The organism is Floridaenema evergladense BLCC-F167, assembly GCF_041929205.2.
GTDB lineage: Bacteria > Cyanobacteriota > Cyanobacteriia > Cyanobacteriales > Aerosakkonemataceae > Floridanema > Floridanema evergladense.
This window is the reverse complement of record NZ_CM171625.1, coordinates 2,651,679-2,664,546: the sequence shown is the minus strand read 5'-3', so window position 1 is coordinate 2,664,546 and position 12,868 is coordinate 2,651,679. Positions and strand designations below refer to the sequence as shown.

The window sequence follows — 12,868 nt, the reverse complement described above, 5'->3', positions numbered from 1 at the left end:
TATGACACAACGAGAGTAAGCATCGATCACCGTTGTTAGCCAGGGACGACCTAAAAGATGACCATATTGATCTACCAGCAATACATCTGCACGGGTATGGTCGCATTGCCAAACTTGGTTGCTATATTCAACTGTCAGATCTTCTCCTTCACGAGTTTTAACTGAAAGCGTGGTTCCCCGCCATCCGGGAGAGCGAATACTCTTAGCCTTTTCCTTCTTTTCAATCATGGGTGTCAATACTCGCAGCACAGTTCTGTAATGAGGTGGCTTGTCATCCCCGATTTCATAGGCTTTAGCCTGTACTCTGACAGCAACTTGCTTGGGAGTCATTCGTTTGCTGCCCTTATTGCCTGCCTGATAGGTTTTAATAATGAAGTTCTGCCAAAAATCGCTGATGCGGTGTTGTCCTTTGTCTGCCCTGTCGATTTTGACTATACCAGCTAACCCTTCCTGCTCCCATTTCTTCACCAACCTTTGGACAGTTCGGACATTAACTCCTAATTTTTGAGCAGCTTCTCGAAGTTTGTGTCCATAAGTAATGCGATCGCAAGGTTCCAAAAGACTTTGGATCACCTCTACTTTGAGTTGAGCCTCTTGATCCAGTTCGGTTGCGATCGCTATTGTTTCAGGAGAAACCTTGCTCTCTTGTGGCAGAGAGTCTGAAGATTCTGTAAGTTCTGGATGAGGATGGTTTTGCATACCCTGATTCCATCAACCTTTATGAATACATTGTGTGCTTCTAGTTTTACAAAGATTTTATGAGTGATCTTTGTTATTGTAGAACATTTGTACTACAAAAAAAGAATATACCACAAAAATTGAGGTAAAATGACAATGAATTTGTCACTCCATTGCTGCAAGTGGCATTACAGAAATTGACACTTAATTTGTCACTAATTCAGAAAATGACATCTAATTTGTCACCTAAAATCTGTAAATAGGCGATCGCGCCTAAGCAGTTTTAACGGCTGAAACCCTTGATTTTACTGAAAAACGGCTCGACGACATTAATGTGTCACGACGACAAATAATTTGGCACTGTACAGTACGCCTGCAAAAAATATTCATCTTTGGTTTTCCAAGCTATTGTAGTTATTTTGGCAAGCTTAAATAAGCTTTGGCAAAACGTTGACCTATAATTTGATAACTTTCTGTAGTAAAGTGAACGTAGTCTTTCAAAGCTAAGTCATCTGTTGTAATCATTGCCGAATATGGCAATTTAACTTGACGCTGCTGTTGTTGAACAACTGCCCAATTTACAAATCTTTGTGGTTCTGTGTTACTTCCAATTTGTGCATAAACTACAGGTAAGTTGGGTGAGTTCAAATCGCCGCGCCAATTGTCGATTAGAAGAGTAAATTTATTCGCCCATTGATTGGCTGAAAATACTCTTTTGGGTTCTTCCTTGGGGTCTACTGCATCAATTTCACCTTGAAAAAAAAGAATACCAGCAACATTTCCCATTAGTGAAGCTGCACGTACTCGTTTTAAACAAGACCCATAAAGCGTATTTTCATCTAAGTTTCCTTTTCTTTGCCATTCGTCAATTAAAGAACCACCCTTAGCACAAGGTATTAGTCCTATCACCATATCAGGACGTTGCTTTAAAACAGCGGTAGCAAACGATAAGGCGGGGCTATAACCTGTGGGTTTGTCTTCGGATATTCTGTCAATTTGATTTGTTGGATCGTCAATGGGTTCTTTCGCTAGTTTCCAGCGATAATCGTTACCAAAGACGTAAATTTTGGGGTTAGTGTTTGCTAGTTTTGTTTGCGGTGGAAGATCGCCCATTCCAGCCATATTTGACTGTCCAGCAAGTATAAATAACTGTAATTTTCCTTGATACTTTTGCGGAATACTAGTTTGATTAGTCTGGGTTGTTTCTGATGAAGAATCTGTCTGAAAATTACCCTGAAGTATGTTTTTGAAACCGTAGCGTTTTTCTAAAAAAGCTCCCATTGCTACACCAATGGGTAAGATAAGAACCGTAGTTACGATAATAGGTAAGATATTTACTTTCTTAAGTTTCATTACGTTTGGTGTTCCTAAATTATGAGATGAGAGCAAAAATGCTCTTGGGTTATAGATCGGTGGTTCAAACGAATTGTTTAAAAATTTTGATTCTTTTAAACAATACGGTAAGTGCGATCGAAGCGATCGAGACTACAAAGAAATTAGTTAATATAAACAAAACTGGAACTGCTTGTAGCAGATTACCCATTACAGGAATGCTACCTAAAGGTAGAGGTTTCTGAAAGATAAAGAAAACGTGGAAACCATAAATTCCCAAAGAGCAAGAGGAGAGAAAGGCAATAATTGCCGGAACTTGCGGTTTTAATACTATACCTAAATATAGGAGTAACCAAGAGCCAAAAACGAGAGATAGCCTTAAGTAATGATCTAAAGGTGCTTGGTCTACTTGAATTAAAAGACCATTACTTGTTAATACCCATTCTATAGTGAAAAAGAATAATGTTAACCCAAGTAAGCCGTATAATTTTAGTCTCAAAAATGTAGTTACTTGAGCTAATTTTCCTTCTTTGTATTCCTGTGCAGTGATAATTGAGGTAAATACATAAGGTAAGAAATTAACTGGAGTATAGTCCCATCCAGTGAGGTTACTGATAAAGTTTAAGAAGGGTGATTGAATTCCTGTGTATTTAATGATTGGTTGGATGGTGGAAAAACTAAATACTAAAATGCTGGAGACAATAAGTAACCAGTAACTGAGGTTGATTTTTGTTGCTGGCTTTTCTATTTTACTAAATAACAAGATTAAAATTTCAGCAAGTACTGTGACAAAAATCAAAGAAAAGAAGAAGAAATAAGGTGTGCTGTTGCCACTCATTATGAACTCTGCAAAAGTTTTGATTGATGAGGTGGCTTTTCTGATTACTTCAAATCCTCCAAAAAATAAGACATCGTATAAAGTTATTGCGCCAACCCAAAAAACGTAAAGATATATCAGCCGAGGAAGACGTTTTTGAATAAAGTATTTAAATCCAGTTTTCTCGCTTTTATTGTAAAAAAGAAACAGGGAAACTTGTAAAAATACTGGAACTGCAAGAGCACCTACCATTCCATTCAAGACATAATCGCTGAGCCATCTAGTGAAATTATTCGGCAACAGGATTTTTGGTATATTGTAAATCTTCGTTTTGTATGCGACTATGGCGAGGGAAAAGATGGCGCGGAGAAAGTCAAACGCTTCAAATTTTTGCTCCTTCTTTGCCAGGGTTGTGGGTTCGCTCTTTGGATAAGAGTCACCTGAATTTGCCGAAATCTCCATCGCAATTAGCTCCTAGTCCGAGGTAAAATAGAAGAAAATGAAATAGACAAATAAACTTTTTTATTATACTAAATATAAAACTTTTTTACTAGATTGGGGTGCTAATCTATTAGTTTTTGGATGGAGATAGGGAGATGGGGAAAAGCGATCGCGCAAATTTCACCAGAGGTCAATGTTTGCTCGGAACGATAGTCACCATTATCTGGATCGCGAAATACTTTAAGTTGTTGATTTTTTAAGTTTACTACCCAATATTCTTGAATTAATGCAGCAGCGTAGGTTTTACGTTTAACTTCCAAATCTTTAGCGAGAGTTGTCTGAGAAAATTCGATTAACCAGAAGATGTTTTCTGGGTAAGGATGGCGGGTGCGGTAGAGGGTGCGAAGGGGTTGAACGATCGCTAAATCCGGTTGTGGTTCTGAACCTGTTTCGGGGATAGTAATCGGTTTTGCATCCCGCACAATAGCCAGATCTCGCAATAGTTCTTTCAAATAGTCAGCAGTATCAGTACTTTGTTGAGCGTGTTCTGGCCCTTCCGGTGGCATTTCGATAATTTCTCCATTCAATAATTCTACATGACGACTTACTAATAATCCAACTTCAATCATGCGGTGATAATCGTCTAATGTCCATTTAGCGGTAGTGACTGTCATGGCGCGAATTCCTAAATTAAATTCCAACTATCTGACAAAATTTGTTCGGTGGTGAGGTTGAGAACTACAAAAAAATAAATAGGCATCGGCTTTATTTACTGTAACACTGTTGTTTTTTATTGCACAAGATGAACCATCCAAAATTATCTTCTCTCATGAAGCGATCGTTCACCATTTAATCACTTAAAAAACTTTTAAGTCTGCAAATTTTCAGAATCACTATAGAATCCAAACATCTGTCGGAAGTAAGAAAACTTTTAAAACCTATTCCAAACTAATTGCCATACAATGAGAAATAGGGAAAAACGTGAAGATTTTGATTTATGAAATTGAAACGTCTGGGTCATGTCGCCATTTGTGTTCAAGATATTAATCGTGCAGCTGAGTTTTACCAAAACTTGGGTATGGAGTTAGTCTGGAAAGATGCAGACTGGGCTTACCTGAAAGCTGGGGATGATGGTTTGGCGCTGTTGAGTCCAGGTTACGATCAAGCAGGAGCGCATTTTGGGTTTGTGTTCAGCGAACGTCAGGAAATGGAAACTGCTTACGAACAACTCCAGGCGCAAAACATCCACTTAACCAAGATTCACGAACATCGGGATGGTACAGCTTCTTTTTACGGTCGCGATCCTGATGGTAACTGGTTTGAGTATCTGTATGAGCCAGTACCAGTCGCTACCCCTAGTTAAGGCAGGGGGTGCAGGGGTGCACAAGGCAAAAATTCTCAAGAGTCCCCTTGTCTCCTTGTCCCCTTGTCCCCTTGTCTCCTTGTCTCCTTGTCTCCTTGTCTCCTTGTCCCCTTGTCTCAAGAGTCCCCCGTTCTCTGCTTCCTCTCTTTCCTTCTGTTATCCTACTTTTGAGAGGGATAATAGCCAGTCAGGTTAAGCAGATTGACAGAGGTTTGACTACCTCGATCGACCTTAGTTTGTAACAAGAACTTTACAAGCTCTCAGGCAATAGGATTCAATATGGTTATCTTGACTGGCAATTACTTGGCTCCACTAAGACCTTTTTATGAACGAGATGAAGAAGTTTTAAAGGAAATGTTTGCTGATTTGGATGCAGAACAACAGGAGCATATAGAGAATTATCCTTTAATCTCAGAAAATTTCATCTGGGAATTTTGGGAAGAATTTTGTTTAGACTGTTAAATGGTTGCTCTGTAGTTGATTCATGCAATCTATATCGAAACTCCGAAACTGTCAAATTAATTTACACTATTGAAATTAGATTTTTAAGCCTTGATTCAAAACGAAACTCTAGAACTACTCGAATGGCCTCGCTTGTGCCATCATTTATCTACCTTCGCTGCTACTAAGTTAGGAGCGATCGCAGCACGTCACTTACAAATCCCTCAAACTCAAGAAGAAAGTTTAACACTTTTAGCCCAAACTAAGGAAGTTTACCAATTAGAAACTCGCTTTGTTTCCGGGTTAAGTTTTGATGGAATTACTGATATTGGTGATGCTTTAAAAAGAGCGGAATTGCAAGGGATTTTGTCAGGGGAAGAGTTGTTGAATATTGCCACAACTCTTGCTGGAACTAGACAACTGCGCCGAGTGATTGATAACCAAGAAGATTTGCCTGTTTTGACAGAATTAGTCGCTGATTTACGTACTTATCCAGAGTTAGAACAGGAAATTCATCGCTGTATTGACGATCGCGGTGATGTTGCCGATCGCGCCAGTCAAAAACTCGCTGGAATTCGCCATCAAATGCGTCAACAGCGAGATAGAATTTATCAGATTTTACAACTCATTATTCAACGCCAATCTAATGCGGTTCAAGAACAAGTAATTACTCAACGAGGCGATCGGTTTGTGATTCCGGTAAAAGCAACTAGTAAAGATGCAATTCCGGGAATTGTTCATGATACTTCCATGAGTGGCGCGACTCTTTATGTGGAACCAAATGCGATCGTATCTCTGGGAAATCAACTACGGCAATTAATGCGTCAAGAACAAAACGAAGCAGAAGCAATTCGCCGAGTTTTAACTCAACAAGTCGCAGAAGTTAAACCAGATTTAGAGCGATTATTGGCGATCGTCACAACTTTAGATTTGGCAACTGCTAGAGCGAGATATAGTTTATGGTTAGAAGCAAATCCCCCGCGATTTATTGAACCGCAAAAAGAAACTATTACTCTGCGACAATTGCGCCATCCGTTGTTAGTTTGGCAACAAAAACATGAACAAGGATTGGCAGTAATTCCCGTTGATTTATTAATTCAACCTCACATCAAAGTTGTCACAATTACGGGGCCAAATACTGGGGGTAAAACTGTTACTTTAAAAACCTTGGGTTTAGCAGCTTTAATGGCAAAAGTCGGGTTATTTATCCCTGCACGCGAACCCGTAGAAATTTCCTGGTTCGACCAAATTTTAGCCGATATTGGTGATGAACAATCGCTGCAACAAAGCCTTTCTACTTTCTCCGGGCACATTCGCCGCATTAGTCGGATTTTAGCAGCAATTTCAGGGGAGCCAAGAGGACAAGGGGACAAGGGGACAAGGGGACAAGGAGAACAAACAGAAGTCTCTGCGTCTTCTTCCTCCCAGTCCCCAGTCCCCAGTCCCCAGTCCCTTGTATTACTTGATGAGGTGGGTGCAGGAACAGATCCAGCTGAGGGGAGTGCTTTGGCGATCGCACTTTTACAACATCTCGCCAACACCACTTTATTAACAATGGCGACGACTCACTTTGGCGAATTAAAAGCACTTAAATATGAGGATGAAAGGTTTGAAAATGCCTCAGTAGAATTTAATGATGTTACCCTCTCGCCAACCTATCGATTATTGTGGGGAATTCCGGGACGTTCTAATGCTTTAACAATTGCGCGACGGTTAGGATTAGATGCCGAAATTGTGGAACAAGCACAAAATTATGTTGGTGGTGCATCGGAAGATGTGAACCAAGTAATTGCAGGTTTGGAAGCGCAAAGAAAACGGCAAGAAACTAAAGCGGAAGAAGCAGCGGAACTGTTAAAACAAGCGGAGAAATTACATCAAGAAGTAGCGAGAAAAGCGGCTAATTTACAAGAAAGAGAGCAGCAATTAAAGTTACAACAAGAGCAAGCTGTACAAGCTGCGATCGCGCAAGCAAAAGGCGAAATTGCTCAAGTAATTCGCCGTTTACAACAGGGAAATGCGACTGGACAAGATGCTCAAGCTGCGACAGAAGCAATTAATCAAATTAAAGAGAAATATTTACCACCACCGCCAAAACCAAAACCGGGATTTAAACCGGAAGTTGGCGATCGCATTCGCATTCCCAAACTGAATCAAACAGTGGAAGTTTTAACTGCTGCTGATGAAAACGGTGACTTGAGCGTGCGATTTGGCATCATGAAAATGACCGTTTCTTTAGCAGATGTTGAATCTTTAAGTGGGGAAAAAGCTGAACTTCCAGTCAAACAAAAACCCGCTGAAAAAGAAACACCTCGCACTTCGCCAAACAAAGGCGGAACTCAAGCGCCACCACCCGCACCCGCCATTCGCACCTCGCAAAACACCGTTGATATTCGCGGTTATCGAGTCGCAGATGCGGAAAGCGAGTTAGAACGGGGAATTCGTGCGGCGACTAATGCTGGTGTGTTGTGGATCGTGCATGGTAAAGGTACGGGAAAACTGCGCCAAGGTGTGCATGAATTTTTGCAAGAACACCCGCAAGTTGAGCGTTTCGAGTTAGCTGATTCTAAAGAAGGTGGTGCGGGAGTGACGATCGCCTACCTGCGCTAAATCTATGCGGAATTTAGATCCCCGACTTCTTGAAGAAGTCGGGGATCTGAGCAACGGAAAAAGTAAAATAAAGTGATAAGTAAAAATATGAACTGTTTTCAGAATCAGAACGGTTTATAGATAACTTAACGATGTATCGCAGGTTAAGAATTAATTAATTCAATGAATTTTGAGGAAGTTCTTGAAACTATAGAAAAGGTATTACTATCCCGAAAGCTCACTCCGATCGAGCGATTTATTTTGCATCAGTCATGGTTAGGTAAAGCTTATACTCAAATGGCAGAAGAATCCTCTTATTGTAGTGCTTATATAAAAAGCATTGGCTCAAAATTATGGCAAGATATTTCACAAGCACTAGGGGAGAAAGTAACCAAAAAAAATTTGCATTTAATTTGGAATGATTATCACAAAAAGCAGCAAAAGTTAAGAGGAAGCTAGGACAAATTTTATTAGATTAGTCTTTCCTCGCAATAACATAATAACGCCAAGGTGCAGGATAATCTTCTACCGTTAAAGAAGAATCTTTAGGATTAAGAAATTCCTGTAAACTATCGATATTTGCCCAAGGAGTGCGACGCTGTTCTTCAACTGACAAAGGTGCAGCAAAAAAACAGTTAATCTGGGTAAAACCTGCACGCGCCAACCAATTTTCTAAACAAGATTGAGTCGGTAAAAACCAAATCCCTCGCGCCTGTGCGTAACGCTTCCGAGGAGTTAAGGAAACTGGTAATTCTCCGGGTATTCCTTGACAGTCTATGATAATTTCTCCCTTTGGTGCTAGGGCTTGTTTCATTTTGCTTAAAAGTCCGATCGGATCGGGATGATGATATAAAATTCCTAGACAAAAGATTGTATCAAAAAAGTTAGGATAAAAATCAATATGTTCCACACCAAGTAACTCAAATATCAGATTTTCTTGCCGGACAAGATTTTGCATTAATTGAAAGCTCCAAAAGTGTTTAACCACAGGTTCAAACCCAATTACACAATCAGGTTTTTGTTCTGTCATGCGAAACATAAAATAACCATTGTGGCAACCAATATCCGCGACTTTACGATTTTCTAAAGATTGGATATGAGGTAAAATTCGCGCCCATTTCCAATCAGAACGCCATTCGGCATCAATGGTAATGCCAAACAGTTCAAAAGGGCCTTTTTTCCAAGGACAAAAAGTTTTTAATGTTTGCAAAAAACGCTGTTGTTGTTCTGGGGAAAGTTCATCTTTTCGCCCAATTTTCACAACTGAATTAGAAAAGTCAAACCAATTACTTTTGATATCTTGAATAGCTGCAACTGCTTCTTGATATTGACGATTTTGCGGTGTGAATAATTTAGCTTGTCGTTCCTGACGTAGGGTTAAAATTGCCTCTTGTTCTAGGTGAGTGGAATAGCGATCGCAATAATCAGGCGCAAGATAACCAATAAACTCATCAAACATCAAAAAATACCTATTTTAGTGCTACTAACGAAAGAAAATTATGCAATTTAATCAAAGAATCAACCTGCTGAAAACCACTATCTTTTAACATTTGCAATTGCTCAGTTTCCGTCAAAGGTACTAAAACATTTTCCAGTGCTTCCTTTTTGCGTTCAATTTCTGTTTGAGCATAGCCATTATAGGCTTTAAAAGCTTCGTAATGTCGGGTAATTGTTTCTTGGAATAGCGGATAAGGTGATTTCACCTTTTCACTCAAAAATAACAAACCACCAGGAACTAAACCTTGATAAATAGACTTCAGCAACTTTTGCCGCACCTGTAAAGGCAAGAACTGTAAAGTATAGTTAATTATCACTACGCTGCTATTTTCAAAAGAGCAGTTTTCCGCACTATCACAAATTAATTGAACTTGATGTATTTGCTGAATTGGGAGTAACTTTTCTCTAGCTTTTTCTAACATTGGTTGCGAATTATCAATCCCAACTAATGTAGCTGGTTGCTGTAAAAAACGCCCGATTAATTCTAAAAATGTTCCGGTAGAACAGCCAATATCAATAATTTTAGTTCCTGTTTGGTAGTAAGCTTTAGCCCAATGAGCAGCACAGGCTAAAACTTCTCGGTACAGAGGAACTGAACGAGAGATCATGTTATCAAAAACATTGACCACATCTTCGTTAAAAACAAAAGGTTTAGGCCAAGGTTCTTTTTGAAACAGTTCATCTTTTTCAGGGCTAAGATAAAGTTCGGTAGGATAAATTTCTGAGTCTTTCATACTATTGGTTCTAAGGGAAAAGCTAAGCATAACCAAAGATATAAAGGTACGCCAAATCCAGGGGCAATTATGGCTAAAATTACTGTGGTAATTCTTACTGCTAAAAGTGGGAAATTGGTTTTTTGCGCGATCGCTGTTAACGCTGGCTCAAAAAACAGTAGCGCCCCAATCAAAGAAAGGAAAAAAATTTTACCCACTACTTTAGTCTCCTTAACTGGAACTCATGTTAGGATAAATCATCTTATTCATTCTCCTTCTGAGCAATAGCTAAAAAATCATTAAAAAAAATGGCAAAAGCATCTCTATTAAAGCAACTAAAAACATCTTTCACTGCCTCGATTGGCGATATTGTTTTTGGCATGGAAGATGGCACAGTTTCAATCTTTGGTTTAGTTGCAGGTGTTGCTATCAGTGCAGCGACTAGTAAGCAGGTGCTATTGGCAGGGGCAGCAGGAGCGATCGCAGCGGCGGTTTCCATGATGGCAGGAGTATTCTTAGACTTGCAATCAGAACGGGATCAGGCGATCGTTGAAGCAAAACAACGTCAGGCAAAAATTCAAGCCAATCCAAACCAGGTAATTGCAGAACTGATGGGACGATTACAGCAAACTGGCTTAAGTCACGCAACGCTGAATGCCATTCAAGCAGATTTGCAAGCAACCCCACCCACCCTCCTGACCTTAGAATCCGCCTTGAAGGTGTCAACCTCAGCCCAGCAACAAAAACCTCTAGCTCATGCTTTATGGATGTTTATTTCCGATCTATTTGCTGGACTGACTCCCGTGTTAGCCTTTGCCTTTTTACCCTTGGCAGAAGCACGGTTGGTTTCCCTGGTGATGACTTCATTGCTGTTGATCGCGCTGGGATATGGTCGTGCTCGGATAGGTCAACGTGCTGTGCTACCAACGGTTTTGCAAACTGTGGGCATTGCTGGACTGGCTGCGATCGCAGGTATTCTGATTGGACAACTGATTGATATGCACGTTTGATAGCTTAATATCTAAGAAATTCTTGAATCGAGCCAGCTAAATTTTTTAACAGCTGATTATCAGTACTGGGAATAGGAGTTAAATAGAATATTTCTCCTGAAAATAACTTTAAGGTTAATCTGTAAAACTGAATTCCAAATAATTTAAAGGGTTCAATCTCAACTAAAGAAATTTTAGTAATGGGAAAATAGCTATGTTGATTTCCTAGCCATCCTTTTTGTTTAAAAGTAACCCGATTGTCCGACTTATCAAACAAGCAAATCTTTTCCGGGCTGCCAAACATCATAAAATTAGCACAAATGATGCAAAAGAATCCAAACCAATCAACACGAGGTAGAGAAGAGATAAAAATTAGCAGTCCAACTGTTGCGGTAAAACTGCTCAAAACCCAAATGCCAATGGGACGTTCCTGTAGAGTTAGTAAGGTAAAAGTTCGCTGAATTACTCGCATATTTCAAGTATGTCTAGAATTGCAGTGAAGGAAAATGAATCTAGATCCCCGACTTCTTTAAGAAGTCGGGGATCTGATACTAATATCGACTCACTTCTTCCAGAGATTTGCCAGTTGTTTCAACTTGAAACATAGAGGTAATTATTGCTGCTAATACGCAAAATATAGCCAACAAAAACAGCAAGATGGAAATTCCTATTGATTTTTGTAAAATTGGTAAAGCGAAAGTGCCTAATACGGCTCCAGCTTTAGCGAAAGCGGCAGCAAAACCAGCACCACTGGCGCGAATTGAAGTGGGAAAAACTTCTCCTGATAATAGAAAAGTTGTGGAATTTGGCCCAGCATTCATGGTTAAATTAAAGATGAGAAAACCGAGAAAGACGATCGCCATATCCAAAAAACTATTTGAGTCGATGAAATTAGAAGCTGCTAACACCAAAAGCCCCACAGCCATGCCACAAAAGCCAATAATTTGTAAGCGAATCCGTCCGACTTTTTCAATGAAAAATACTGCAATCAAAAACCCAGCAATTAAAAACAGATCGACAAAAGCAGAACCTCTAGCAGAAGCGATTTCTCGTTCAATAAAACTGGTAGCATTTTCAAAAGCTAAAACCCCAATAATTGTCGGGGTAAAAATGCCAATTCCATAAGTAGCAATATCTTGTAAAAACCAAGGAACTGAAGCCAAAATTGTGCTGCGAAGGAATTGAGGAGAAAACAAGGAACTGTAAGAAAAACTTGATTCTTTTGTTGGTGGATCGGTTTCTTTTGTAATTGCGATCGGTTCATTTAACAAAGTAGTTGCAGCCTCAGAAGCTTCTTTATATTCACCCCTAGCAATGTAATAACGGGGACTTTCTAACAAGAAACTAAACCGTAAAATGGCAACAATAATTGCTAACAATAACCCAATTCCTAACATCCACCGCCACGAATATTGAATTATTGGTAATATTGAATCTGGATAAATAATTTGAAACGAATGAATTGTAATTAATCCAGTTACAGCACCCAAAAGTGCGCCAACTGCTTGAAAAGTAAAAGCACCAATTACCATTCTTCCTCGCAGGCGAGAAGGCACGTTTTCAGTAATGTAAGAAACACTAATTGGATAATCTGCACCGATACCAATGCCCACCAAAAAACGAAATATAATTAATGAAGTGGCATTCCAAGCAAAAGCTGTTCCAGCAGTAGCAATGATAAAAATGGCAATATCAATAATTAACATTAAATGTCTGCCAATTTTATCAGTAATCGGGCCTAAAGTTAAAGCTCCTACTAGCGATCCGGCGATCGCAGCTACCGCCACAGCACCAACTTGCGTCGAACTTAAATTAAAGTCTTGACGCAGAAATGGTAAGGCGATACCAATAATAAAAAAATCGAAACCATCCAATGCAATTAATCCCGCAGATAGCACCCAAAGTAACCACATCACGCGAGTTACTGGTGCAGCATCCAGCCTTTGTTCAAAGGATAAAGGTTGGGTAGTTAAAGTTGTAGTCATTTCGTTACTTTCTTAATTCCTGAGTT

General features: G+C 39.6%; 13 protein-coding genes and 1 pseudogene. 5 read left to right on the top strand and 9 right to left on the bottom strand.

Annotation, left to right across the window (positions count from 1 at the left end; translation table 11 throughout):
• The 4 genes and pseudogenes from ACE1CA_RS13035 to ACE1CA_RS13020 all read right to left on the bottom strand — a co-directional run.
• A pseudogene (locus tag ACE1CA_RS13035) lies at nucleotides 1–699 on the bottom strand (helix-turn-helix domain-containing protein); the annotation flags it as partial.
• A 393-nt stretch (nucleotides 700–1,092) separates the two neighbouring features.
• Nucleotides 1,093–2,031 carry a sialate O-acetylesterase gene (locus ACE1CA_RS13030; protein WP_413279817.1) on the bottom strand — a complete coding sequence of 313 codons (939 nt, stop codon included), beginning with the start codon at nucleotides 2,029–2,031 and terminating at the stop codon, nucleotides 1,093–1,095.
• A gap of 64 nt (nucleotides 2,032–2,095) precedes the next feature.
• Nucleotides 2,096–3,289, bottom strand: coding sequence for an acyltransferase family protein (locus ACE1CA_RS13025; protein WP_413279818.1), 1,194 nt, complete (start codon nucleotides 3,287–3,289; stop codon nucleotides 2,096–2,098).
• A 101-nt stretch (nucleotides 3,290–3,390) separates the two neighbouring features.
• Nucleotides 3,391–3,942, bottom strand: coding sequence for a Uma2 family endonuclease (locus tag ACE1CA_RS13020; RefSeq protein ID WP_413279819.1), 552 nt, complete (start codon nucleotides 3,940–3,942; stop codon nucleotides 3,391–3,393).
• A 323-nt stretch (nucleotides 3,943–4,265) separates the two neighbouring features.
• Between ACE1CA_RS13020 and ACE1CA_RS13015 the strand changes: the two genes are divergently transcribed.
• The 4 genes from ACE1CA_RS13015 (at nucleotide 4,266) to ACE1CA_RS13000 (ending at nucleotide 8,117) form a co-directional block, all read left to right on the top strand.
• Entirely contained in the window at nucleotides 4,266–4,631 is a 366-nt protein-coding gene (locus tag ACE1CA_RS13015; protein WP_413279820.1) for a VOC family protein, read from the top strand.
• A gap of 279 nt (nucleotides 4,632–4,910) precedes the next feature.
• Nucleotides 4,911–5,093: a hypothetical protein gene (locus ACE1CA_RS13010; protein ID WP_413279821.1), complete on the top strand. Its 183-nt coding sequence runs from the start codon at nucleotides 4,911–4,913 to the stop codon at nucleotides 5,091–5,093.
• Between the two features lie 90 nt (nucleotides 5,094–5,183).
• The gene (locus ACE1CA_RS13005; RefSeq protein WP_413279822.1) at nucleotides 5,184–7,679 is read left to right on the top strand and encodes an endonuclease MutS2; all 2,496 of its coding nucleotides are present in this window, start codon (nucleotides 5,184–5,186) and stop codon (nucleotides 7,677–7,679) included.
• 162 nt (nucleotides 7,680–7,841) lie between these two features.
• Complete coding sequence (locus tag ACE1CA_RS13000) at nucleotides 7,842–8,117, top strand: helix-turn-helix domain-containing protein (RefSeq protein ID WP_413279823.1); 276 nt, start codon at nucleotides 7,842–7,844, stop codon at nucleotides 8,115–8,117.
• Between the two features lie 16 nt (nucleotides 8,118–8,133).
• Here ACE1CA_RS13000 and cmoB read toward each other — a convergent pair whose 3' ends face one another.
• From cmoB to ACE1CA_RS12985, 3 genes are read right to left on the bottom strand one after another with little or no spacing between them, the layout of a single operon-like run.
• Nucleotides 8,134–9,117, bottom strand: coding sequence for a tRNA 5-methoxyuridine(34)/uridine 5-oxyacetic acid(34) synthase CmoB (cmoB, locus tag ACE1CA_RS12995; RefSeq protein ID WP_413279824.1), 984 nt, complete (start codon nucleotides 9,115–9,117; stop codon nucleotides 8,134–8,136).
• A 10-nt stretch (nucleotides 9,118–9,127) separates the two neighbouring features.
• Nucleotides 9,128–9,889, bottom strand: a complete 762-nt coding sequence (gene cmoA / locus ACE1CA_RS12990) for a carboxy-S-adenosyl-L-methionine synthase CmoA (RefSeq protein WP_413279825.1) — start codon at nucleotides 9,887–9,889, stop codon at nucleotides 9,128–9,130.
• Complete coding sequence (locus ACE1CA_RS12985) at nucleotides 9,886–10,086, bottom strand: PspC domain-containing protein (protein WP_413279826.1); 201 nt, start codon at nucleotides 10,084–10,086, stop codon at nucleotides 9,886–9,888. The genes cmoA and ACE1CA_RS12985 overlap by 4 nt, the downstream gene beginning before the upstream one ends.
• Before the next feature lie 90 nt (nucleotides 10,087–10,176).
• Here ACE1CA_RS12985 and ACE1CA_RS12980 point away from each other — a divergent pair, with 90 nt between their 5' ends.
• The gene (locus ACE1CA_RS12980) at nucleotides 10,177–10,878 is read left to right on the top strand and encodes a VIT1/CCC1 transporter family protein (protein ID WP_413279827.1); all 702 of its coding nucleotides are present in this window, start codon (nucleotides 10,177–10,179) and stop codon (nucleotides 10,876–10,878) included.
• 4 nt (nucleotides 10,879–10,882) lie between these two features.
• On the opposite strand, the gene ACE1CA_RS12975 is transcribed toward ACE1CA_RS12980, so the two are convergent.
• Entirely contained in the window at nucleotides 10,883–11,329 is a 447-nt protein-coding gene (locus ACE1CA_RS12975) for a hypothetical protein (RefSeq protein ID WP_413279828.1), read from the bottom strand.
• A gap of 79 nt (nucleotides 11,330–11,408) precedes the next feature.
• The gene (locus tag ACE1CA_RS12970; RefSeq protein ID WP_413279829.1) at nucleotides 11,409–12,842 is read right to left on the bottom strand and encodes an MFS transporter; all 1,434 of its coding nucleotides are present in this window, start codon (nucleotides 12,840–12,842) and stop codon (nucleotides 11,409–11,411) included.
• Nucleotides 12,843–12,868: the final 26 nt, after the last annotated feature.

Coding starts and splice junctions, on each gene's coding strand:
- ACE1CA_RS13030 (WP_413279817.1), bottom strand. CDS start 2,031: ATGAAACTTAAGAAAGTAAATATCTTACCTATTATCGTAACTACGGTT.
- ACE1CA_RS13025 (WP_413279818.1), bottom strand. CDS start 3,289: ATGGAGATTTCGGCAAATTCAGGTGACTCTTATCCAAAGAGCGAACCC.
- ACE1CA_RS13020 (WP_413279819.1), bottom strand. CDS start 3,942: ATGACAGTCACTACCGCTAAATGGACATTAGACGATTATCACCGCATG.
- ACE1CA_RS13015 (WP_413279820.1), top strand. CDS start 4,266: ATGAAATTGAAACGTCTGGGTCATGTCGCCATTTGTGTTCAAGATATT.
- ACE1CA_RS13010 (WP_413279821.1), top strand. CDS start 4,911: ATGGTTATCTTGACTGGCAATTACTTGGCTCCACTAAGACCTTTTTAT.
- ACE1CA_RS13000 (WP_413279823.1), top strand. CDS start 7,842: ATGAATTTTGAGGAAGTTCTTGAAACTATAGAAAAGGTATTACTATCC.
- cmoB (WP_413279824.1), bottom strand. CDS start 9,117: ATGTTTGATGAGTTTATTGGTTATCTTGCGCCTGATTATTGCGATCGC.
- cmoA (WP_413279825.1), bottom strand. CDS start 9,889: ATGAAAGACTCAGAAATTTATCCTACCGAACTTTATCTTAGCCCTGAA.
- ACE1CA_RS12980 (WP_413279827.1), top strand. CDS start 10,177: ATGGCAAAAGCATCTCTATTAAAGCAACTAAAAACATCTTTCACTGCC.
- ACE1CA_RS12975 (WP_413279828.1), bottom strand. CDS start 11,329: ATGCGAGTAATTCAGCGAACTTTTACCTTACTAACTCTACAGGAACGT.
- ACE1CA_RS12970 (WP_413279829.1), bottom strand. CDS start 12,842: ATGACTACAACTTTAACTACCCAACCTTTATCCTTTGAACAAAGGCTG.